General features: G+C 62.8%; 19 protein-coding genes. 16 read left to right on the forward strand and 3 right to left on the reverse strand.

From position 1 onward, the window contains the following. Window positions 1–21: 21 nt before the first annotated feature. A complete protein-coding gene (locus ACTGJ9_RS16825; RefSeq protein WP_148754953.1) occupies window positions 22–960 on the forward strand; it encodes an AraC family transcriptional regulator in 939 nt (312 codons plus the stop codon). Here ACTGJ9_RS16825 and ribB read toward each other — a convergent pair. Together ribB and ACTGJ9_RS16835 are read right to left on the reverse strand one after the other, a co-directional pair. Continuing rightward, the gene (gene ribB / locus ACTGJ9_RS16830; RefSeq protein WP_283017184.1) at window positions 919–1,995 is read right to left on the reverse strand and encodes a 3,4-dihydroxy-2-butanone-4-phosphate synthase; all 1,077 of its coding nucleotides are present in this window, start codon (window positions 1,993–1,995) and stop codon (window positions 919–921) included. The two genes, ACTGJ9_RS16825 and ribB, sit on opposite strands and share 42 nt — an antisense overlap. Before the next feature lie 142 nt (window positions 1,996–2,137). Then, window positions 2,138–2,695, reverse strand: coding sequence for an Lrp/AsnC family transcriptional regulator (locus tag ACTGJ9_RS16835; protein ID WP_231142535.1), 558 nt, complete (start codon window positions 2,693–2,695; stop codon window positions 2,138–2,140). Between the two features lie 676 nt (window positions 2,696–3,371). On the opposite strand from ACTGJ9_RS16835, the gene ACTGJ9_RS16840 reads away from it, so the two are divergent. The 12 genes from ACTGJ9_RS16840 to ACTGJ9_RS16895 all read left to right on the forward strand — a co-directional run bounded on the left by ACTGJ9_RS16840 (window position 3,372) and on the right by ACTGJ9_RS16895 (window position 14,702). Continuing rightward, complete coding sequence (locus ACTGJ9_RS16840; protein ID WP_456677959.1) at window positions 3,372–3,725, forward strand: VOC family protein; 354 nt, start codon at window positions 3,372–3,374, stop codon at window positions 3,723–3,725. A 27-nt stretch (window positions 3,726–3,752) separates the two neighbouring features. Next, the gene (locus ACTGJ9_RS16845; RefSeq protein WP_456677960.1) at window positions 3,753–4,340 is read left to right on the forward strand and encodes a flavin reductase family protein; all 588 of its coding nucleotides are present in this window, start codon (window positions 3,753–3,755) and stop codon (window positions 4,338–4,340) included. A 114-nt stretch (window positions 4,341–4,454) separates the two neighbouring features. Continuing rightward, complete coding sequence (locus ACTGJ9_RS16850; protein WP_148754989.1) at window positions 4,455–5,324, forward strand: branched-chain amino acid ABC transporter permease; 870 nt, start codon at window positions 4,455–4,457, stop codon at window positions 5,322–5,324. Window positions 5,325–5,436: 112 nt separating this feature from the next. Next, window positions 5,437–6,339, forward strand: a complete 903-nt coding sequence (locus tag ACTGJ9_RS16855; protein ID WP_456677961.1) for a branched-chain amino acid ABC transporter permease — start codon at window positions 5,437–5,439, stop codon at window positions 6,337–6,339. Beyond that, window positions 6,336–7,061 (forward strand): ABC transporter ATP-binding protein, encoded by a 726-nt coding sequence (locus ACTGJ9_RS16860; protein WP_456677962.1) that lies wholly within the window; start codon window positions 6,336–6,338, stop codon window positions 7,059–7,061. The genes ACTGJ9_RS16855 and ACTGJ9_RS16860 overlap by 4 nt, the downstream gene beginning before the upstream one ends. Further along, window positions 7,054–7,773 carry an ABC transporter ATP-binding protein gene (locus ACTGJ9_RS16865; protein WP_007594456.1) on the forward strand — a complete coding sequence of 240 codons (720 nt, stop codon included), beginning with the start codon at window positions 7,054–7,056 and terminating at the stop codon, window positions 7,771–7,773. Before ACTGJ9_RS16860 ends, ACTGJ9_RS16865 begins: the two co-directional genes overlap by 8 nt. Before the next feature lie 105 nt (window positions 7,774–7,878). Next, window positions 7,879–8,643, forward strand: a complete 765-nt coding sequence (locus ACTGJ9_RS16870) for an enoyl-CoA hydratase/isomerase family protein (RefSeq protein ID WP_148754957.1) — start codon at window positions 7,879–7,881, stop codon at window positions 8,641–8,643. A gap of 4 nt (window positions 8,644–8,647) precedes the next feature. Continuing rightward, window positions 8,648–9,439: a creatininase family protein gene (locus tag ACTGJ9_RS16875; protein ID WP_007594454.1), complete on the forward strand. Its 792-nt coding sequence runs from the start codon at window positions 8,648–8,650 to the stop codon at window positions 9,437–9,439. Between the two features lie 167 nt (window positions 9,440–9,606). Then, a complete protein-coding gene (locus ACTGJ9_RS16880) occupies window positions 9,607–10,740 on the forward strand; it encodes an LLM class flavin-dependent oxidoreductase (RefSeq protein ID WP_456677963.1) in 1,134 nt (377 codons plus the stop codon). Window positions 10,741–10,756: 16 nt separating this feature from the next. Beyond that, window positions 10,757–11,536: an enoyl-CoA hydratase/isomerase family protein gene (locus ACTGJ9_RS16885; RefSeq protein WP_456677964.1), complete on the forward strand. Its 780-nt coding sequence runs from the start codon at window positions 10,757–10,759 to the stop codon at window positions 11,534–11,536. A gap of 1 nt (window position 11,537) precedes the next feature. Next, window positions 11,538–13,403: an AMP-dependent synthetase/ligase gene (locus tag ACTGJ9_RS16890; RefSeq protein WP_456677965.1), complete on the forward strand. Its 1,866-nt coding sequence runs from the start codon at window positions 11,538–11,540 to the stop codon at window positions 13,401–13,403. 195 nt (window positions 13,404–13,598) lie between these two features. Continuing rightward, complete coding sequence (locus tag ACTGJ9_RS16895) at window positions 13,599–14,702, forward strand: ABC transporter substrate-binding protein (protein ID WP_456677966.1); 1,104 nt, start codon at window positions 13,599–13,601, stop codon at window positions 14,700–14,702. 72 nt (window positions 14,703–14,774) lie between these two features. Here the strand turns inward: ACTGJ9_RS16895 and ACTGJ9_RS16900 are convergent, their stop codons facing one another. Further along, window positions 14,775–15,596, reverse strand: coding sequence for an AraC family transcriptional regulator (locus tag ACTGJ9_RS16900; RefSeq protein ID WP_148754990.1), 822 nt, complete (start codon window positions 15,594–15,596; stop codon window positions 14,775–14,777). A gap of 410 nt (window positions 15,597–16,006) precedes the next feature. Here ACTGJ9_RS16900 and mdeB point away from each other — a divergent pair, with 410 nt between their 5' ends. From mdeB to lpdA, 3 genes are read left to right on the forward strand one after another with little or no spacing between them, the layout of a single operon-like run. Next, window positions 16,007–18,685 carry an alpha-ketoglutarate dehydrogenase gene (gene mdeB / locus ACTGJ9_RS16905; RefSeq protein WP_456677967.1) on the forward strand — a complete coding sequence of 893 codons (2,679 nt, stop codon included), beginning with the start codon at window positions 16,007–16,009 and terminating at the stop codon, window positions 18,683–18,685. Window positions 18,686–18,702: 17 nt separating this feature from the next. Continuing rightward, window positions 18,703–19,983 (forward strand): 2-oxo acid dehydrogenase subunit E2, encoded by a 1,281-nt coding sequence (locus ACTGJ9_RS16910; RefSeq protein WP_456678553.1) that lies wholly within the window; start codon window positions 18,703–18,705, stop codon window positions 19,981–19,983. 8 nt (window positions 19,984–19,991) lie between these two features. After that, window positions 19,992–21,704, forward strand: coding sequence for a dihydrolipoyl dehydrogenase (lpdA, locus tag ACTGJ9_RS16915; protein WP_456677968.1), 1,713 nt, complete (start codon window positions 19,992–19,994; stop codon window positions 21,702–21,704). Window positions 21,705–21,720 lie beyond the last annotated feature (16 nt).

The raw sequence follows: 21,720 nt of genomic DNA on the forward strand, positions 1-21,720 counted from the left end.
ATTAATTGCTAAAGGATGACAATGCGCGGCACGCTCTATCAGCACTATCGGCGGTTCGATCCTGACATTTTGGACCGTCCGATCGTGGCCGGCATGGTGGATACCCGGGAGCAGGAGGACGAACTGCCGGTTCATATCCATCGCAAGGGACAGCTCGTCCTCGCCCAGCGCGGCGGTGTGACGTGCGAAGTGCCGAGCGGCCTGTGGATGGTCCCGCCGCGCTGCGGCGTCTGGATTCCCGGCGGTATGCCCCACAGCAATCGCGTCAGCGGCAACGCCAGCCTGCTGTTTCTCTATGTGGACATGGATGCGGCGAGCGTGCCGCAGGAATGCTGCACGCTGTCGATCTCACCGCTGTTGCACGAGCTGATCCATCGGATGGCGACGCTGCCCCCGCTCTACGATCCCGACGGCCCGCCCGCGCAGATCGCCGCGGTGCTCCTCAACGAGTTGATCGCCATGCCGACCGAACGGCTGCATCTTCCGATCACGCGGAGTTCGAAACTGCGTATGATCGCCGATGCCTTGATGGACAATCCGGCCGACCGTAGGACCGTGGCGGAGTGGGCGCAAGCCGTCGCGCTCGGCGAGCGGACGCTGATGCGCATTGTGCTCGCCGAGACCGGCATGACCTTCAGTCGCTGGCGTCAGCAGCTTCAGATCATCGTCGCCATCCAGAAATTGTCTGCTGGCAACACGGTTCAGTCCGTGTCCGAGGCGCTCGGCTACGAGTCGGTGAGTGCGTTCATCACCATGTTCAAGAAGGCGCTTGGCAAATCGCCGGCGCGCTACTTCTCCGAGCGCGAGGCCGGCCAAGCTGGCCCGGGGGAGACCTGCCGCGAGACGAACTGCAAGCTTCGCCGGATGCCTGAGGTGCGGGACGCGCTCAATGGACTTTCGCAACGCGGATGGCTGGAGTTAGAGCGCTTCGTTTCGGACGATCTCGATGCCGAAGCCTGACAGTCCCTTGAAGTGATGCGTCGACGACGTGAGGTGACGGATGGAGCTGATCTTGAGATCCCGCAGGATCTGGGCGCCGACGCCGATCTCGCGCCATTGCCGATTACGGTCGTCTTCGCGCGAACTGATCGGGCCTAGCGGCGCAGGCGGAACGCCCGCCGCGCCGTCGCGCAGATAGACGAGCACGCCGCTGCCGTTATCCTTGAAGCGTTGCAGAATGACGTTCATCTTGGCCTGTTCCTGACCCGAGAACAAATCGCGCAGGATGTTGGGTTTGTAGAAGCGCGTAAGGACGTTGGTGCCGTCGCCCAGTTCTCCGTAGATATAGGCGACGTGATGAATGGGGTCGAACGGCGAGCGATACGAATAGCCCTGGAGCGGGCCGATCGGGCTCTCCGCCGTGACGCTCGAGACGCGCTCGATCAGCGTCTCGCGGGCCTGCCGGAAGCTGATGAGGTCTGCGATGGTGACCTGTTTCAGCTTGTGCTTGTCGGCGAACGCCGCGACTTGCGGACCCTTCATCACCGAGCCATCGTCGTTCATCAGTTCGCTGATGACGCCGACCGGCTCGAGACCTGCCAGTCTGCACAGGTCGACGGCGGCCTCGGTGTGACCCGAGCGCATGAGTACGCCCCCTTCTTTTGCGATCAGCGGGAAGACGTGTCCCGGCCGGCAAAAATCGCCGGCGCCAGCGTTGGGGTTGGCGAGTGCACGGCAGCACGAGGCCCGCTCTTCGGCCGAGATGCCCGTACCGTTATCCGGCCGGTAGTCCACTGACACGGTGAACGCCGTGGTGTGAGCCGAGTCGTTGTCGACAACCATCGGGTCAAGCCGCAGGCGTCTCGCGTCTTCGAGGGTAATCGGAGCGCAGACGATTCCCGATGTATGGCGAATGATGAAGGCCATCTTCTCAGCGGTACACCGCGAGGCGGCAACGACGAGGTCCCCTTCGCCCTCCCGATCGTCGTCGTCGGTGACCACGACGATTTCGCCGTCGGCGAACGCCTGCAGGGCCGCTTCGATCAATCCCGTCATCTCGGTCGCTCTGCTCGCTAGAACCGACGGGTGCTCGCGTTGGGTCTTGTGCGGATTGTCAGGCTCGCAGCGCCGCTCGAGCACTCTGCCGATCTTAACTTCACCATTATTGTCAACTGGCCGGAGCCCATGGCGGGGCGCCTCATAGTCTTTCCACGCTGTAGCTGGGACGATTGGTGTCGAGCCCGATCGGCGCATCGGACAGCAAAGGACCAGTTGGGTCGTATCGGGGTCTTGGTGAGCGCTCCAGAGGGCGCGAGGGGGTGGCGCAAGCCTTGACGGTGACCGGCCGATTGGCGTCGATCGGCAGCACGGTCTTGTACGAAATGCGCTTGAGGGCCAGATTTGATCGAATGCTGCTGACGCCGGGGATGCGGGATAGTTTGTTGACAATCAGGTCTTCGAGATCTTCGATGTCGGCCGCCATGACGCGGAGCATGTAGTCGCTCTCACCGGTCATGAGATAGCATTCCATTACCTGGGCCAGCCGGTCGATGGATCGGGTGAAATTCTCCAGGGACGTCTGGACCTGCTTTTCCAGCTTGATCTGGATGAAAGCCGTTACACCAATGCCGAGCACGGCGGGATCGAGAAGGGCGATCCGTCGATCGATCACGCCGAGTTTTTCGAGTGTTCTGACGCGTGCCAGACACGGCGACGGCGAGAGATTGACGCGTGATGCGAGCTCGACATTGGTCAAGCTCGCATTCTGCTGGAGCTCGTTGAGGATCCTGATATCTATTCTGTCGAGAGAGGTCGTTGACATCGCGTATCTCCCAAGTATGGCAGTCTTCTGCGGCGCGTATCACCGTCGTTTGCGGGGTGATGACAATCGCGTGGTAAAAGCTAACCGCAATTGCGCTTGTGGGATTTCGACAAATCATCGACTTGTATCGAAAAACCGTCAACCTTCGCATTGTGCATTGCGATCAGGAGGTTAGTTGCCTACTTCCGATACATTTTTTGCCTATGCGATATGCAGGCCGACGTTGATCCACGGATTCGGTCAAGATGTAATGCCCGCCGCTCCATCGATTGGCTCCCCATGTCATTTGACGGGATGTGCAGCAGAGCTCGATGTCGAGAGCTGCCCTGTTTCGTACAACCGCCTGTCGTCGCGTGTGGCCCTGGTCCCACGTCGCTGACCACGCCGCGGGCGTTGCGCGAGACAAAAGGTTCGGCAGCAACGACGCCCACCCTCGTCAACCAGAAAATGGCAAAGATCGGCCGGATGCAGAGTTGGATCTAGCGACTCGACAAGTCGTTACAGCATAAAATGCTGATGAAGCTTCTGTGACAGGCGTTGTTCAAGCAGTAATGCTGAGAGGCTCGGGCGACTATCCACCCACGATCGCACTTGGGTAGCGACGGTTTGGATGTCGAGCGTGAAACTGAAGCAAGTCTATTTGACGGCGAACGATCCTGGACGCCTGGCCGAGTTCTACGAAGGCCTGGGTCTGAAGGTGCGCTTCGCTGATCCCGGCAAGTGGATCCAGTTCGTGAGCGATGCGGCTGCGTTCTGCGTCGCCGGACCGACGGAGTCGATCTCGGACCAGCTGCAAGATGCTGTTCTTGTCTTCGATGTCGATGACCTCGAGGCCGCCATGGAGCGTGCCGCAGCCATGGGGGCGCAGGTCGGCGCGGTCCGGGACATGGCCAGTCACGGCCGTGCGGTGAAGGTGCGGGATCCGGGCGGCAACGTCATCCAGTTCTATCAAGCAGCCGGATAGCTCAGACGTTCACCGGGGCAGCGCTGCATGCCCGGAATCACAACCAGACAAAGAGGGCGCATCCATCCCATGAATCCAAGGGTCGTAGCCATGCCGTCCGCAACACCGCCGCTGTCCGAAACGAGCCCACTCGATGCCGCAGCATTCCGCGCTGCAATGCGCAGCGTGCCGGGCACCGTGTCGATCGTCACGACAGGCCGGGCGCCGAACCGCCATGGTCTGACACTGACGGCGGGCTGCTCACTGTCGGCGGCTCCGCCCAGCGTGCTGGTTTGCGTCAATCGATCTGCCGGTGCGCACGACACCATTCTCAGCAGTCGGTCGTTCTGCTGGAATATTCTGGGGGTCGAGCATCGCGATCTGGCGCTCAAGTTTTCCGGGCAGGACGGCAGCAAGGGCGATATCCGCTTCGGCGACGGTTTGTGGTGCGATCTCAAAACCGGAGCACCGAGTCTGGTCGGCGCGGTCTGCAGCTTCGATTGCCGCGTGGTGAATGCTTACAGCGACAGTAGTCACACCATTTTCACCGGAGAGGTGGTGGCTCAGACCACGAGAGCCGGATGTGAGTCGCTCGTCTACATCGACGGATGTTTCGCCGCGCCAAAGGCGGTCTGAAACACAGGACGACGTCAGGCGCCGCTACGTTTCCGCTACAGCCAAGATGGAACCGATCAGCATGCAAGAAAGACGAAGACTTTCCATCGCGCATCCATCAGCGGTCGGTCGCTGATGCTGTCGCTCTGGCTCAATGTCATCGCCGGCGGGGTGCTCATCGGACTGGTTTACGGGCTCGTCGCGCTCGGTCTCACGATCATCTTCGGCGTCATGCGCGTGGTCAATTTCGCTCATGGCGAGATGGTCGTGTTCGGGATCTACATCGGATACTGGACCGTTCGAATTTGGGACGTCCCGATCTTTCTAGCCGCTGCGGTCGCCGCGGTCGTCATGTTCGTGTTCGGCTATCTGCTGGAGACGCTCGTCGTGAAGCGGTTCGTCAATCGGCCGCATCATTATCAGTTTATCGTCTTCATCGGCCTCTCACTGCTTTTCAGCGGCGTATTGCTGATGTCGTTCGGTCCGGATCCGCGGCCGACGGCGTCTCAGCTGTCCTTCCAGACCGTGAGCGTGGGACCGCTCACCTTGGATTGGGCCCGCATCCAGGCGGCCGCTACGGCCGGCCTGCTAATCGCCGCACTGGGAGCCTATCTGAAGTACTCTGCATTCGGCCGATCGCTGCGGGGCGCCGCCAATAATCGACTCGGCGGACTGGTGGTCGGGCTTAATATCCCTCGGGTCTATGCGGTGACCTTCGGCATCGGAGCCGCCTGCGCTGGCGTCGCCGGCGCATTGATCTCGCCGCTGTTCGATGCGCAACCCTATCTCGCCGTCGACTTCACGCTGCTGGCCTTCGTGACGGTGATCGTCGGCGGTCTCGGCAGCTTCGGCGGCGCTCTTCTGGGCGGCCTGACGATCGGAGTCGCCGAAGCGATCGCGGCCTTGATGTTCACGCCGTCGATGAAAACTGCACTCCCTTACGCGCTCCTGATAATCATCCTGATTTTACGTCCGAGGGGGTTTTTCGGTGCAAAGGACATCTGATCAAGCCAGCGACACCAAGCGTTGGGGCGCCGGCGCTCTGGTCTTCGCCGCCCTGGCCATGGTGGGTGGCATGTCCAACGCCTACGTCATCTCGCTTCTGACGATCGTCCTGTTGTTCACCTTCCTGGGACAATCGTGGAACCTGATGCTCGGGATCGGCGGGCAGCTATCCATCGGTCACGCGCTGTTCGTTGGAATCGGTGCGTATGCGGTGGCGATCCTGAACATCAAATACGGCGTCACCCCGTGGATCGGTCTGCTGCTGGGCGCGGTGATTGCGGGCTTCGTCGGCGCGGTGCTGGCGTGGCTGAGCTTCCGCTTCGAGGTCCGTGGCATCTATTTCGCGCTGCTCACGATCGCAGCCGCCGAATTCGCCCGGATCATGTTCGGCGGGTGGGACTATGTCGGCGGCATGCAGGGCCTGTTCTATCAGGCGCCGAGCGGCACGATGGACCTCGGGATGCTGCGCGGTGACGCGCGGTTTTACTACTTCGTCGCGCTCGCGCTTGCGGCCATCGGCGTCGCGGGAACGGAGCTGATCTCGCGGTCCTATTGGGGCTATGTCTGGCGGGCGATGCGGGACGACGACGAGGCCGCCCGCGCGCTGGGGGTGCGGACGTTTCGCCACAAGGTGCTGGTGGTCTCGATATCGGCCGCGACGGCCGCGATCGGCGGCGGCGTCCTGGGCCTGGTGCAGGGCGCGATCTTTCCGGATTCGATCATGGGCATGGCGATCTCGGTCGATGTCCTGATCGGCCCCGTGGTTGGCGGATTGGGCACTGCATTCGGCCCGCTGGTCGGCTCGATGGCCGCGATCCCGCTGCATCACGCCATGGGGGCGCTCGGCGACAGCCTGGGGCTCCCCGGACTGAACAGCGTCGCCTACGGGGCGGTGCTGATCCTGGTCGTGTGGTTTCTGCCCGACGGCATCTGGCCGGCGATCGTCCGGCTCTACGGGGCGATCCAGCTGCCGGCGCGCGGCCGGATCTCACAACTGCGGAAGGCCGAGGAATGACCGCGCTGCTCGAAGTGAAGAACTTGACCAAAGCGTTCGTTGGATTGGTCGCGGTCAATGACGTCAGCTTCTCACTGCAGGCAGGCCGCATCACCGCCCTGATCGGGCCGAACGGCGCCGGCAAGACCACCTGCTTCAATCTCGTCGCCGGGGCGCTGAGACCGACCGCCGGGCAGGTGTTGTTCGAGGGGTGTTCGCTCGAGCGCGAGCCGCCCGAAGCGGTGTGCCGCAAGGGCATTGCGCGCACCTTCCAGATCGTCCGGCCGATGAAAGATATGTCGGTGCTCGAGAATGCCATGGTGGGCGCCTTCAGTTGGACGACGAACGTCAAGGAGGCGCGGGACAAGGCGTATGAGTCGCTCGAAAATGTCGGGCTCGCCGGCAAGGCGAATGCCCGGACGGATCAGTTGACGTTGCCCGATCGCAAGATGCTCGAGATGGCGAAGGCGCTCTCGACTCGCCCTAAGTTGCTGCTGCTCGACGAAGTGATGGCGGGGCTGCGTCCGACCGAAGCGGCCGGCGTCGTCGGCGTGCTGCACCGGCTCGCCGAGGGTGGACTGACGATCCTACTGGTCGAGCACGTGATGCGGATCGTGATGGACGTGGCGTCGACCGTGGTGGTGCTTCACCACGGCGCCAAGATCGCCGAGGGCAAGCCGTCAGAGGTGGTAGCGGATCCTGCGGTGCTGGAAAGTTATCTGGGAGCCGGTTTCCATGCCTGACGACGCGCTTCTCGAAATCGACGACCTGTGCGTGGCCTATGACGGCTCCAATGCGCTGAACGGCGTGTCGCTCCGCATCGGCAAGGGTGAACTGATCTGCGTGGTCGGCGCCAACGGCGCCGGCAAGACCTCTCTGATCCGATCAATCGCGGGGATCGTGCCGTCGTCGCGCGGTTCCGTCAGGATCAACGGAGTCGAAATCTCGCGGCGACCGCCGTGGGACATCTGCGAAATGGGCATCGCTCAGGTCGCCGAGGGCCGCCAGATCTTCAGTGCGCTTTCCGTCGAGGACAATCTGCTGATCGGCGGCTCGCTGAAGCGGGCCAGGCACGACCTGGCAAATACGCTTGATTCCGTCTATCAGCTGTTCGGGCGACTTCGCGAGCGCCGCGACCAGCTCGCCGGCACGCTGTCCGGCGGCGAGCAACAGATGCTGGCGATCGGTCGGGCGATCATGTCGAAGCCAGAAATCGTGATGTTCGACGAGCCGTCGATCGGACTGTCGCCGGCGCTGACCGATGTGATGTTCGGCGTCGTCAAATCCCTTAACGAGCAGGGCATCACGGTCCTTCTCGTCGAGCAGAATGTCGCCAAGTCGCTCGCGATGAGCAGCCGCGGCTATGTGCTCGAGAACGGCTCCGTGGTGTTGCATGGATCTAGCCGCGATCTGCTCGAGAACCCCGATGTCCAGCGCGCCTATCTGGGATTGTGAGGCGCGCCGTCTCGGCGAGGCGTCGGGAGTTGCGGCTCTCGTCGCGCCGCCGTTCGGTCCACCGCTCCCCGGCTGTTGCAGCCGCCTCTCGCTTGGGTCTCATTGATGAACACTGCCACTTCTCTCCTGATCGAGCGTGATCAAGACCTGGTCACGATCACGATGAACCGGCCGCCGGCCAATGCGCTGAATGCGCAACTCATCGTCGAGTTGCTGGAGGCGATCCGGCGCCTTGCCGACGACGAGAATCCGCCCGGCATCGTGCTCACCGGAAGCGGCGACCGCTTCTTCAGCGCAGGCGGCGACATCAAGGAAGTCGTCGGGATCGACGTCGCGAGGCCGCGCATCCGGTTCTTCCACGAACTCCTCGTGGCGATGGAGAACTATCCGGGCCCGATCGTCTGCGCCGTCCGCGGCTATGCGGTCGGAGGCGCCCTGGAGTTTCTGCTGCATGCGGACTATGTTGTGGCCGATGCGGTGTGCAAGATTGGATTTCCGGAAATCAACCATGGCCTGCTGCCGGTGACCAAAGGCATGCGCCGGGCCGTCGAGAAGCTCGGCGTGCGGGCGGCGCAAGAGCTGCTCTACTGGGGCGAGCTCGTCGGCGCGGAGCGCGCCGTGGCGATCGGCGCCGTGAATGAGATCGTCCCGACCGAGGAGGTCGCGTCCCGTGCGCGAGACGTGTGCGGCGTGTTGCGGCAGAAAGACCGCAAGCTGTTCCATGCCATCAAGCGATCGCTCAACCTCACCGCGCAAATGAGCGATCAGGCGCTCGAAAAAATGACCGTGGCCGACCTCGATGCCTATGTCACAGCCGAGAGCTCAACCAACGCGCGTGCGAGATTTTTGTCGAAGAACAGTAAGGGCTGAGCCGATGACGCGCGGATATCCCGATCAGATCTATCTGGAGCAGATGAGCCACGAGGAAGTCGCCGCGGCGCTGGCCGATGGGTGCACGACGGTAGTGATCCCGCTGGGGGCCGTCGAGCAGCATGGGCCGCATTTGTCTTTGGGCATGGATGCGGATCATGCCGATGCTCTGGCCGAGCGGATCGCGCGCAGCCGCGGCAACACGCTGGTGGCGCCGACCATCACGGTCGGCTGCTCGTCTCACCATCTGCCATTCGCGGGTACGATCTCGCTACGGCCGGAGACGCTGGAAGCGATTTGTGTCGATTATTGCACAAGCCTGGCGCGGCACGGCTTCAAGCGTATCCTGATTCACTCGGGTCACATCGGCAATTTTCCGGTCCTGAAGGACATGCTCGGTCGCTTGCGCGAGGCCGTCCCCTCGGATGTCGAGATCCTGGCGTTCTTCGACTCGACGAAATGGATCGACACGTGGCGCGATGCGGTGCGCGAAGCCGGAGGAGACGTGTCGGCCGTCGGCGGGCACGCCGACATCGCCGAGACGTCGCTGATGATGGTCATTAGGCCCGACAGCGTCAGACCGGACCGCTTCGAGGTGGGTCATCTTGGCGGCTTGTCGGAGGCTGATCTCGAGCTGATGTGGAAGAACGGCATCCGATCGGTTTCGCAGAACGGCGTGATCGGAAGTCCGATCGGCTCGAGCTACGCCATCGGCGAAGCGTGCCTCGCGGCGGTCGCCGAGTTGCTGATCAAGACCTTCGATAGCGAGGCCGGAGCCGCCAGCGCCCGCCGTTGACGGTCAGCCCGTCCGCTGCGTGGCGAAGCTTCCCGGGGCGTCTGCCATGTTGCGAATGCTGACAGCATAAAATTCGGAAAGCGTTACTACGCAACGCGGCTTTCGGGCGAAAATATCGCCACGCCTATGAAACCCTGTGCCATCTCGCAAGCTAAAAGGATTGAGACATGGCACTTACGTTTGGGTTCTGGTCTGAACAGGAAACCCAGGTCGGCCACAGTTACTCGCGCAGGCTTCACGAACTGGTCGACGAAGTCCGTCTGGCCGAGAAGGTCGGCTTCGACTGCGTCGCGCTCTCCGAGCAGCACGTGGCACTGGGCGGGATCTCGAGCTCGGCGCCCGAAGTGGTGTTCGGCTATCTGGCCGCGGTGACGTCGCGCGTCAAGCTGCGCGCGGCGGTGACGCTGATGCCGCAGCGCATCAATCACGCCTTGCGTTCGGCCGAGCGGCTTGCCGTGACCGACATCCTGTCCAACGGCCGCATGGAATTCTACGGCGGCCGCGCCAACACCACCATCGCGATGCGGGCGTTCAACGTCGATCCGAACGAAACGCTGGCGCAGATGGAAGAAGGACTGGCGCTGCTGAAAACGGCGATGCGCCAGGACATTTTCACGTTTGACGGCAAGTACTACCAGATCCCTCCGCGCCAGCTGGTTCCGAAGCCGCTGCAGAAGCCGCATCCGGTGATCGGGATCGCGGCGACCAGCGAGCGCAGTCATCTCTGGGCGGCCTCGCAGGGCTTCGCCGTGATGAGCAGCAACATCTATCAGGGCTGGGAAGCTCAGCAGAAGCTGATCGACGCCTATCAAAAGAACTGGAAGTGCGACGCGGAGGGACCGCTGCAGCGTCCGCGTATCGGCATTCCGCTGTTCATCGGCATCGGGAAAACGGACGAGCAGGCCAAGGCAGATTATGCCGGCCCGCTAATGCACTATGCCAAGATCTCGACCGATGCCTATCCGCGTCTCGCGGCGATTGCCGACGACTACAAATACATGGGGGAGAGCGTGCCGTCGATGGAGCGCGCCGCCAACGACTGGGACTATCTGGTCAACGAGTCGGCCACGACGGTGTGCGGCAGCCCCGATACGGTCATTCGTCAGATCGAGAAGTTCGAGGCCATGGGTATCGACGAGGTGCTGCTGCACATGGACTCCGTCCCGCACGAAAAGATCAAGGAGGCGATCGACATGGTCGGTCGCTACGTCATCCCGCATTTCAACGACGGGAACAATGTCGTGCGGCCGACCGAGGAGATCCTCGGGCAGATCCGGCTGATGCGGACCCAGAAGCAGTAATCGAACGGTGAGATCAATGTCGCAATACGGCTACAAGTACCTGATCGTCGAGCAGCGCGCCACTGGCGTCGCGATCGTCACGATGAACCGCCCGGAGATCCTCAACGCGATCAACTGGGAGATGCACGAGGAGCTCGAAGACGTCTTCGTCAAGCTGGATCACGACAGTTCTGTCAACGCGATCGTTCTCACCGGTGCGGGCCGCGGATTTTGCTCTGGTGGCGATCAGAAGTCGCTGGATAAAGGAACGCTGCCGTCCCCGACGCGCAGCGGTCGCCACCTCATCCGCAACATGCTGGAAGTCGAAGTGCCGATCGTCGCGGCCGTCAACGGTGTCGCGGTCGGCCTGGGTGCCACGCTCGCGCTGTTCTGCGACGTGATCTATGCGAGCTCGACAGCCCGTTTCGCCGACACGCACGTCAATGCCGGCGTCGTCGCGGGCGATGGCGGCGCGGTGATCTGGCCGCTGCTGATGGGGCCGGTACGCGCGAAGCACTATCTGATGACCGGCGAATTCATCTCCGCCGAGAAAGCGGCTGCTATCGGCATGATCAACGAGGTGATCGCAGACGGCAACGTTCTCGATGCCGCGATCGAATACGCCGAACTGCTGGCAAGCGGGCCGAAGGAATCGATCGTGTGGACCAAGTACAGCGTCAACAAGATCATCAAGCAGTACGCCCACCTGCTGCTCGACACCTCTGCGGCGCTGGAGATGTTGACGTTCAAGTCGCCCGAGCGGGCCGAGGCGGTTGCCGCATTCGCAGCCAAGCGCAAGCGTTTCGCGGAGCGCTGAGATGAACGTCGCTGAGATGACATCCGGCGCCCAGTTGGCGGATACGACCGTCGTGCAGCTTTTGGCCGCGCGACTCGCGGAGCGGCCCGACAAGATCGCCTTGCAACAAAAGCGTCACGGCGCCTGGACCGCCATGACGTGGGGCGCCTATGCGCAGCGTGTCGTGAACCTGGCCAGCGCGCTGCGGCGTGCTGGTCTCGAGCGCGGCGATCGGGTCGCGATCATGGGCGATTCGTCCGAGGAATGGCTGATCGCGGACATGGCCACGATGTGCGCCGGCGGCGTCATGGTGGGCGTGTACTTCACCTCGTCACCCGAAGAAGTGGCTTACTGCTTCACGGATTCAGGCGCGAAGTTCGCGTTCGTCGGCGGGGAGCCGCAGCTTCGCATCGTGCTCGCCTCCGGTCGGGCCGAGCAGCTCCGCGGCATCATCGTGCTCGACCTGGATTGGACCGGCGAGGCCTCGGCGTCGATCAAGTCGCTGGCCGACTTTGTTGGAGCACTCGATGTCGATGCGCATGACTATCTGCAGAAGGAGAGCGCGACAGCAAAGGCGTCCGATGTCGTCAGCATCGGCTATACGTCCGGGACGACCGGAAACCCCAAAGGCGCCATGCTGACGCACCTTTCCATTCTCGCCGGCGTTCATTGCATCACCCTGTTCGGCCCCAGCATGCGCGAACAGGAGCACCGGGTGGTCGTGCATTTGCCGATGTCGCACACCGTGGCGCGCGGGCAGGCGACCACGTTGCCGCTGATCGCCGACGCAGTTCCATATTTCGGCGAGACGACCGCGGATTTCGCCCAGACGATCAAAGAGGTGAAGCCGACCTACTATATGGCGCCGCCGCGGTTCTACCAGCGCTTTGCGACACAGATCCTCAGCAAGGTGCATCCCGCCGGGGAAGCGGGAGATCAGAACTACACGCTCGCCATGACGATCGCGCGCAGGGCCCTCGAAGACCGTCAGCGCGGCCACGAGGATGCCTTCGTCTCGAAACTGTTCGCGGCCTGCCGCGAGCAAGTGTTCCTGCCGCTGCTCGCGGAGGTCGGTTTCGACGAGCTGAAGATCGCGTTCACCTCGTCGGCGGCGATGCCGTCCGAGCTGATGTCGCTGTGGCAGTTGTGGGGCTTGCAGCTCAAGGAGTGCTACGGCCAGACCGAACTGGTCGGTGCCAATCTGGTGCAGATGGCGGAGTGGCCGAAGGCCGGCAACGTCGGGGTCCCGCTGCCGGATCCGGCCTGGGAAACCGCCGTGCTCCAGGACGGCGAGATGATCGTCCGTGGACCGGGATTGTTCGCGGGCTATTGGAACAAGCCGGACGAGACGAAAGCGGCGCTTCGCGACGGCTGGCTCTACACCGGCGACATCGTCGAAGTGTCGCCGGAAGGAACCTTCAAGCTTGTCGACCGGAAGAAGGAGATCATCAACACGTCGAACGGCAAATCGATCAGCCCGACTCAGATCGAAAACGAGCTGAGGCACAGCCCGTTCATCTCCGAGGCGGCTGTGATCGGCGAGGGGCGAAAATATCTCACCGCCCTGATCGAAGTGGATGCCACCGCCACAATGGACTGGGCGAAGTCGCGCGACGACAAGATCGCGAGTTACGCGGACCTGGCAGGCTCCGAGATCGTCAACCGGCTGATCGAGGCGGAGATCGGCAAGGCCAACGGAAGGCTGGCGCGAGCCGAGCAGATCAAGGCGTTCCGCATTCTGCCGGAGGAGCTGTCGCTCGAGAACGGCGTGATGACGCCGACGCGGAAGAAGCGTCGCAAGCAGATCAACGAGCGCTATCAGTCGCTGATCGCGTCGCTCTACGACGAATCCGAGGAGAAATTGATCAAGGCCGAGATGGGCCTTTGAAGTCGGCGGTCGCTCCTCAAACGTACGAAATCACTAGTCGAGAACGATTTCACCCCTTAGCAACAGGACATTGAGATGACCAAGCGAAGCGGAATCACGCGGCGGACGATTGTAGGAAGCGGATTGGGAATTGCGGCAGGCCTGGTATCTAGGCCATCGTTTGCGGCGAACACGAAGGTGAAGGTGGGAGCGATCATGCCCAGCAGCGGCGTGCTGGCGTTTCCCGGTCAAGCCTGCGTGCGCGGCATCGATCTCGGCGTCAAATTCGCGCGTGAGAAGTTCGGCCTCGACATCGAGATCGTTCACGCCGACACGCAAAGCCGTCCGGAGAACGGTCGGATTGCCGCCGAGAGCCTGATCCGGCAGGGCTGCGCCGTGCTGATCGGCGCGTGGGATTCCGGCGCCACCATTTCGGCGTTGCAGGCCTGCGAGGCCGCCAAGGTGCCCATGGTGGTCCACATCGCGAGCGCTACCCAGGTGACTTCGCAGGGCTTCACCCAGGTGTTCCGCTATTATCCCACGTCGCTGACCATCGTGCGGCAATCGCTGACCGAGCTGAAGTCCGTGCTCGGCACGCTGAAGGATCCGCCGAGCAGCGCGGTCGTTCTCCATCTCAATAACACGATGGGGCAGTCGACGGCGGCCAGCATCGATCAGGCGTGGAAGGAAGTGGATGTTCCGCTCAAGATCGCGCAGTACATTGCCTATGACGAGAAAGCGAAGGATCTGTCGGTAGAGGTCGCCAAGGCGAAAGCGTCGGGTGCCGATGCTTTGATCTCGGTCACGCGCGTCAACGACGCGATCATGATCGCGCGCGAATGCATCAAGCAGGGCTGGGATCCAAAGATGGTGTTTTCGCCCAACTCCAACGGCGTGTCGGACAAGGCGTATCACGACGCGCTCGGAAAGTATGGTGACGGTCCGATTCTGTCGGCGTTGTGGCTCAATCCCAAGGGCGCCGAGACCGACAAGATCGTGAAGATGTTCGCGGCCGACTACCCGAATGACTGGTTCGATGCCAATGCGGGCTGCGCGTTCGAGGCGGTGCAGATCGTCGCAGACGCCGTGACGCGGGCGGCGTCGCCGGAGTCGGCGGCGATTCACGGCGCGCTCAAGAAGACCGACATGAAGCCGATCCTGATGTACGGCGACAACACCAAGTTCGACGAGACCGGCCAGAACATCCACTGTTCGATGGTGATGCTGCAGGGTTTGAAAGGCAGGCCGCGGGTGGTGGCTCCAAAGGCCATTGCGGAAGCGTCGCTCGAGTATCCGCTTGCGCCTTACAGCAAACGCTGACGTCGTTACGGGCGGCCCCACGAAAGCGTCGTGGGGTCGCGGTAGTCAAAGGCTCAGGCAGGGACGTGCGAACTAGGGCAAACCGTCCGAATTGATCAGGCGCGACCGCTCGGCAAGGAAGCGGCGGGGGCTCTTTCCCATCGTCTTCTTGAACATCGTGATGAACGCGCTGGGCGTTTCGTAGCCCAGTTCCAGCGACACAGCCTGGACCGAAGTGCCCGCCGTGAGGCGCTGCATGGCGATCAGAATGTGGAGACGCTGGCGCCAGCGCCCGAAGGTCATCCCTGTTTCCTTGGCGATGAAGCGTGCGAACGTACTCTCGCTCATCGCGTAGCGCGAGGCGACTTCGTCCATCGTGCTGCGGTCGCCCGGATTATTCAACAAGGAGGTCGCGAGGTGTTGAAGACGGGCGTCGGGGGAGATCGGCAGATACATTTCATCCGTTGTCGACATCTGCACGAGTTCGTCGAGCAAAACGCGGCCGAGACGGCTGGTTGGTCCTTCCAGCGGATAGAGCGGTGGGAACACCGAGAGACGGTGGATCAATTCGCGCACCAGCGACGTGATCATCAGCGTGCAGCAGGTCCGCGGCAGCATGCTGACCTGCGGATCGATGAACACGGTGTAGAGTTTGCCGAAATCGGCCACGCAATTGCTGTGCTGCACGCCGGCCGGGATCCATACCGCGCCTTGCGGAGGCACGATCCACAAGCCGCCAGGCGCCCGGCACATCACCGAGCCATGAGATGCGACGACCAATTGGCCTTTGCGGTGTGAGTGCAGCGGCAGATCGTCGTTGTCTTTGCTGGTTTCGAGACAGAATGAAGTGACGGGACGATCGAACTGATCCGGATCGACAGGATCATAGTTGATCCGAAGATCGGGCAGATCCATTCGCGCAAATTCGCGATCGAGCTCGGTCTCCGGCGGCATTTCAATCCTGCCAATTCGTCAAGTCGGTCAAGCTTTGATGCAGATCCTGCTGCTAGCCGAGGTTAGCTGTTTTGAAAGGTCAGGTCACTAGTCGCGGCGAGCCGTCGAGTTCGCTGATCTGCGACAAGATGCCCGCTACTGCGGCGTGGGCGCTGAGCGATGCGGCATGCTGCGCCCTGACCAAGCGGGAGCACCTGTCAGGCGGCCGACGGCTCGATCACTCGCCCGATTAAACCAACAGCAGAGAATGCTGCAATGCGAGCCTCGGCGTCCCGCCGGAGCCGGGCAATCCGTCGGAACGCGGCCGTATTCAGCAGCACGTGCCATAGCACCCGATGCTACCAAGTGCGGGCTTTCTCGGAGCCCGACGCATGACTGCACACATCGATCCGCCACGCAAGGCCGTCAACGCCGATCAGGATGCGGTCGAAACCGCCGATTGGCTCGCCTCGCTTGGATCGCTCTACCACAGCGCCGGTGCCGAGCGCGTGCGATATATCCTGGCTGCGCTCGATCGGCGCGCGGAGGAGCTCGGCGTTCCGCCGGACTCTCCGCCGTTTTCGCCCTATCGCAATTCTATTCCGCTCGAGCAGCAGAAGCCCTACCCCGGCGACATCGCGATCGAGACCCGCCTGACGGCGATCATTCGCTGGAACGCGCTCGCGATGGTGGTCCGTGCCAACAAGGCCTATGGGGAGCTCGGCGGGCACGTCGCCAGCTACACCTCGGCCGCGGAGATTTTCGAAGTCGGTTTCAATCATTTCTTTCGCGCGTCAAGCTCCGAGTCGGAGGGCGACTTGGTGTACTTCCAGCCGCATTCGTCCCCCGGAGTCTATGCACGAGCGTATCTCGAAGGCCGACTGTCGGACGAAAATCTGAAGCTGTATCGCCAGGAACTGAGCGGCCCCGGTCTGTCGTCCTATCCGCATCCCTGGCTGATGCCGGAGTTCTGGCAGGTGCCGTCGGCGTCGATGGGCCTTGGGCCGATCAGCGCGATCTACCAGGCGCGGTTCATGAAGTATCTGGAGCATCGCGGCCTAGTGCAGACGGCTGGTCGCCACGTCTGGGGTGTGTTCGGCGACGGCGAGATGGACGAGCCGGAATCGATCGCCGGGCTCGCCCTGGCGGCGCGGGAAAATCTCGACAACCTCACCTTCGTCGTCAATTGCAACCTGCAGCGCCTGGATGGGCCGGTCCGAGGCAACGGGCAGGTGATTCAGGAACTCGAATCACTTTTCCAGGGCGCCGGCTGGAACGTCATCAAGGTGCTGTGGGGATCGGACTGGGACGATATCTTCGCGCGCGATAGCAAGCATGCGCTGCTGCGCAAATTCGCTGACACCGTCGATGGCAAATATCAGACGCTCGGCGCCAAGGATGGGGCCTACAACCTCGCCCACTTCTTCAGCGAGGATCCCGAGGTCCGGGCGCTAGTTGCGCACATGTCGGACGCGGATATCGACGGCCTGAAGCGCGGTGGCCACGACTTCAAGAAGCTGTTCGCGGCCTTTGCCGCCGCGAAGGACATTAAGGGTCGGCCGACCGTCATTCTGGCGAAGACCAAGAAGGGCTACGGCATGGGCGGCGCCGGCGAGTCGCGCATGACGTCGCACCAGGCCAAGAAGCTCGACGTCGACGCGCTGTATGCGTTCCGCGACCGGTTCGCCCTGCCTCTCAGCAACGAGCAAGTCGAGGATCTGGAATTCTTCAGGCCTGCGGAAGACAGCGCGGAAATTCAGTACCTGCGCGCCCGTCGCGCGGCACTCGGTGGCTACATGCCGGCGCGGCGACGCGCTTCGGCGGCGCTGCCGGTGCCGCCGCTGCAATCCTACGCGAAGTTCGCGCTGCGCGGCGACGGCAAGGAGACGTCGACCACGATGGCGATCGTGCGGCTGTTCACCAATTTGCTCAAGGATAAAACGCTCGGCCCGCGCATCGTTCCGATCGTCGCCGACGAAGCCCGCACCTTCGGAATGGCGAACCTATTCAGACAGGTCGGCATCTACTCGCCGACGGGACAGCTCTACGAGCCGGAAGATGCCGGTTCGATGCTGTACTACAAGGAAGCGATCGACGGTCAATTGCTGGAGGAGGGGATCACCGAGGCGGGGGCGATTTCGTCATGGACCGCGGCGGCGACCTCCTATAGCATCCATAACTTCCCGTTGCTGCCGTTCTATATCTACTATTCGATGTTCGGCTTTCAGCGGGTCGGCGATCTGATCTGGGCGGCGGCGGACCAGCGCGCGCGTGGCTTTTTGATCGGGGCGACGGCCGGCCGGACGACGCTCGGCGGCGAAGGCTTGCAGCATCAGGACGGGTCCAGCCATCTGATGGCGGCGACCGTTCCGAACTGCCGGGCCTACGATCCGGCATTCTCCTACGAGGTGGCCGTCATCGTCGATCACGGCATGCGGTCGATGCTCGAGCAGGGCAACGACGAGTTCTATTACCTCACGGCGATGAACGAGAACTATGCGCAGCCCTCGATGCCCGACGATGCACGCGACGGCATCATCAAGGGTCTCTATCGGGTTCTGCCGAGCGCTGACGGGCCGGCGAAGATCAGGCTGGTCGGCTCGGGCGCCATTCTCCCGGAGGCGCTCGCCGCCGCAGCGATGCTGCAAAGCGAATGGAAAGTGGCCTGTGAAGTCTGGTCGGCAACGAGCTTTTCCGAGCTGGCGCGGGAGGCGCGCGATGTGGAGCGAACTAATCGGCTCTCGCCACTGTCGACCCCGGTCGAGAGCCACGTCGTACAATGCCTCGGCGGCAAGGTGCCGATCGTCGCGGCATCGGATTATGTCCGGGCGTATCCGCAACTGATCGGTTCTTACATCGAGGCGCCCTATACGGTGCTGGGCACCGACGGCTTCGGGCGCAGCGATACACGCGCCGCGCTGAGATCGTTCTTCGAGGTCGATCGCAAGCAGATCGTCGTTGCGGCGCTGTCGGCACTGGCAAAATTGGGTCAAGTGGCGCGTGAGCAGGTCGCCGAAGCCATCGCCAGCTACGAATTGCCGACCGGCGTTGCATCGCCTTGGTCGCGCTGAGAGAGGGCGAAGCGCGCATGTCTCGTTCAATTGAAGTCGTTCTGCCAGATATTGGGGACTACAAGGATGTCCCGGTAGTCGAAATCAATGTGTCGGTCGGCGACGAGGTCACGATCGACATGCCGTTGCTGTCGATCGAGTCCGACAAGGCGACGATGGAGGTGCCATCCCCAGCCGCAGGCACGGTGGCCAAACTGATGATCGACGTCGGGGTGCGGGTTTCTCAAGGTTCGGTTCTGATGGTCCTCGAAGGTCGCGGCGAATCCACCGCGCCTCCGCCGGCGACTGCGTCGGCACCGCTGGTGGAGCAACGGATCTCGCAGCAGGAGGCGCTGTCACGGCCGGCGCCCGCGGCTCCAGTCGATGACTCGCGAGCACGTGCACAGCAGCCGCAGCCTAGCGGGGCGGCGCATGCATCGCCGTCGGTCCGCGCTTTGGCGCGTGAGCTCGGCGTGACGCTGGACTCTGTCGTGCCCACAGGCCCCAAGGGCCGGATTTTGCGCGAGGATGTGGCGGCCTTCGTCAACGGACTGGTGCGATCGAGACCGGCGATGGCGCCTGAGCCCGGCGCCCCGGTCGATTGGCCCAAGGTGGATTTCGAGAGGTACGGCGCGGTCGAGCGCCTGCCGCTGACACGGCTCCAGAAGCTGACCGGTACGAACCTCTCGCGCAACTGGAGCGTCATTCCCCATGTAACGAATTTCGACAGAGCGGATGTGACCGACGCCGAAGCCTTTCGTCAGCTCGCCAATGCCGAGGCCGCGAAGGACACGGCGAAGCTCACCATGGTGTCGCTGCTGATCAAGGCCGCGGCCTTGGCGCTGCAGAAATACCCGCGCTTCAATTCGTCGCTCGATGGCGATGAGTTGATCCTCAAGCACTACGTCCACATCGGCGTCGCTGTCGACACGCCGAGAGGTCTGGTCGTGCCGGTGATCCGGGACTGCGATAAGAAGGGCCTTCGGCAGATTGCCGCGGAGATGCGCTCGCTCGCCGACAAGGCGCACGCGGGGCAGCTCGCGTCGGGCGACATGCAGGGCGGCTGTTTCTCGGTGTCGTCTCTCGGCGGCATCGGCGGTCAGGGATTTACGCCCATCATCAACGCGCCCGAGGTGGCGATCCTCGGCGCCGGGCGGGCCGCCACCGAGGCGGTCTTGAACGGCCGCGAGTTTGAACCGCGCCTCATCCTTCCGATGAGTCTGTCGTGGGATCACCGGGTCGTCGACGGCGTGGCTGGGGCCCGGTTCCTGGGCTTCGTCGCGTCGGTGCTCTCCGATCTGCGGCGCTTCGCATTGTGAGGACGCAGATGCGGACAGAGGAAATCCGGGTCCCCGACATCGGGGATTTCCGAGACGTCGAAGTCGTCGAGGTCCACGTCAGGGCGGGCGACGTCGTCGTGCGGGAACAGGCGTTGATCACAGTGGAATCCGACAAGGCCACGCTGGAGATTCCGTCGCCGATCGCAGGGGTGATCACGAGCATGCCGCTGCGTGTTGGAGACAAGGTGTCTCAAGGCTCCATGATTGGCACGGCGTCGGCGTCGGACGAAGCGGGCGCGCAAGGCGAGACGATCTCGGCGGATCAGGATGTTGGCCAGCGCGCAACAGATTATACGCGCTACGATCTTGTCGTGATCGGAGGCGGGCCGGGCGGCTATTCAGCAGCGTTTCGGGCCGCAGACCTTGGACTGAACACCGCGATCGTCGAACGATACGGCACCTTGGGCGGAGTTTGCCTGAACGTTGGATGTATCCCGTCGAAGGCGCTGCTTCATGTTGCGGCCGTCAAGGAGGAAGCCGAACGGATCGCGGACAAGGGCATTCGCTTCGCCGCGCCGCAGATCGATCTGCAGGAGCTGCGCGCCTTCAAGCACGGCACCGTCAAGAAGCTGACGGATGGGCTGAGCCAGATGGCGGCAGCGCGCCGCGTCACGGTGATCCGCGGCATCGCGAAATTCGCCTCCGCCATGCGGCTCGAGATTGTCGGTGAGGGGGCAGGCTCGCAGCAAATTGAATTTGGTCAATGCATCATCGCCACGGGCTCGCGCGCGGTGCAGCTGGCGGTGCTTCCCAAGGACGACCGGGTCGTGACCTCGACCGGCGCGCTCGCGCTGCGAAGCATTCCGGGCCGCATGCTCGTGATCGGAGCGGGGATCATCGGGCTGGAGATGGCGACCGTCTACAGCTCGCTCGGCGCCAAGATCAATCTTGTCGAAAGGCTTCCCGATATCCTGGCGGGCGTGGATGCCGACGCGGTGAAGATCTGGCGTTCGCGCAACGCGCATCGCTTCGAGCATATCGACGTCGCAAGCAGCGTATCAACCGCCGAAATCACGCCGGACGGCGTGAGGGTCGGTACCACAGGCGCATCGGTACGGACACGATCGTACGATTTGGTGTTGCAATCGGCCGGCCGTGTTCCCAACAGTAGCGACCTCGGCCTCGAACGGATCGACGTTGCCATCGATTCGAACGGCTTCATTCAGGTCGACGAGCAGATGAGAACGACGGCGCGCAACGTCTTCGCCATCGGCGACGTCGTCGGCGGTTCGATGCTGGCGCACAAGGCAGTTCACGAGGGGCACGTCGCCGCGGAAGTAGCTGCCGGGAAGCCGGCGGCCTTTGCCGCGAAGATCGTCCCCAATGTCGCCTACACCGATCCTGAGATCGCCTGGGTCGGCAAGTCCGAGCGTGATGTCGCCGAATCCGGACGGAAGATCCGTTCGGCAAAATTCCCATGGGCCGCGTCCGGCCGGGCCATCGCGTCGGGCGCGTCCTATGGCATGACGAAGCTGCTGTTCGACGCCGAAACCGGTCGCATCGTCGGGGGCGTGATCGTCGGACCGCATGCCGGCGATATGATCGGGGAAATCTGTCTCGCTATCGAAATGGGGGCTGACGCGATCGATATCGGAAAGACCATTCACCCGCATCCGACCCTCGGCGAGACGATCGGCATGGCTGCCGAAGTCCATGAGGGCATTTGCACCGACCTGCCTCCAATCGCCAGAAAGCGGTAGATCAGTTGGCCCAATC

Origin of the sequence: Bradyrhizobium sp. RDM12 (assembly GCF_051917485.1) — a bacterium.
In the GTDB taxonomy this organism is placed as follows: domain Bacteria; phylum Pseudomonadota; class Alphaproteobacteria; order Rhizobiales; family Xanthobacteraceae; genus Bradyrhizobium.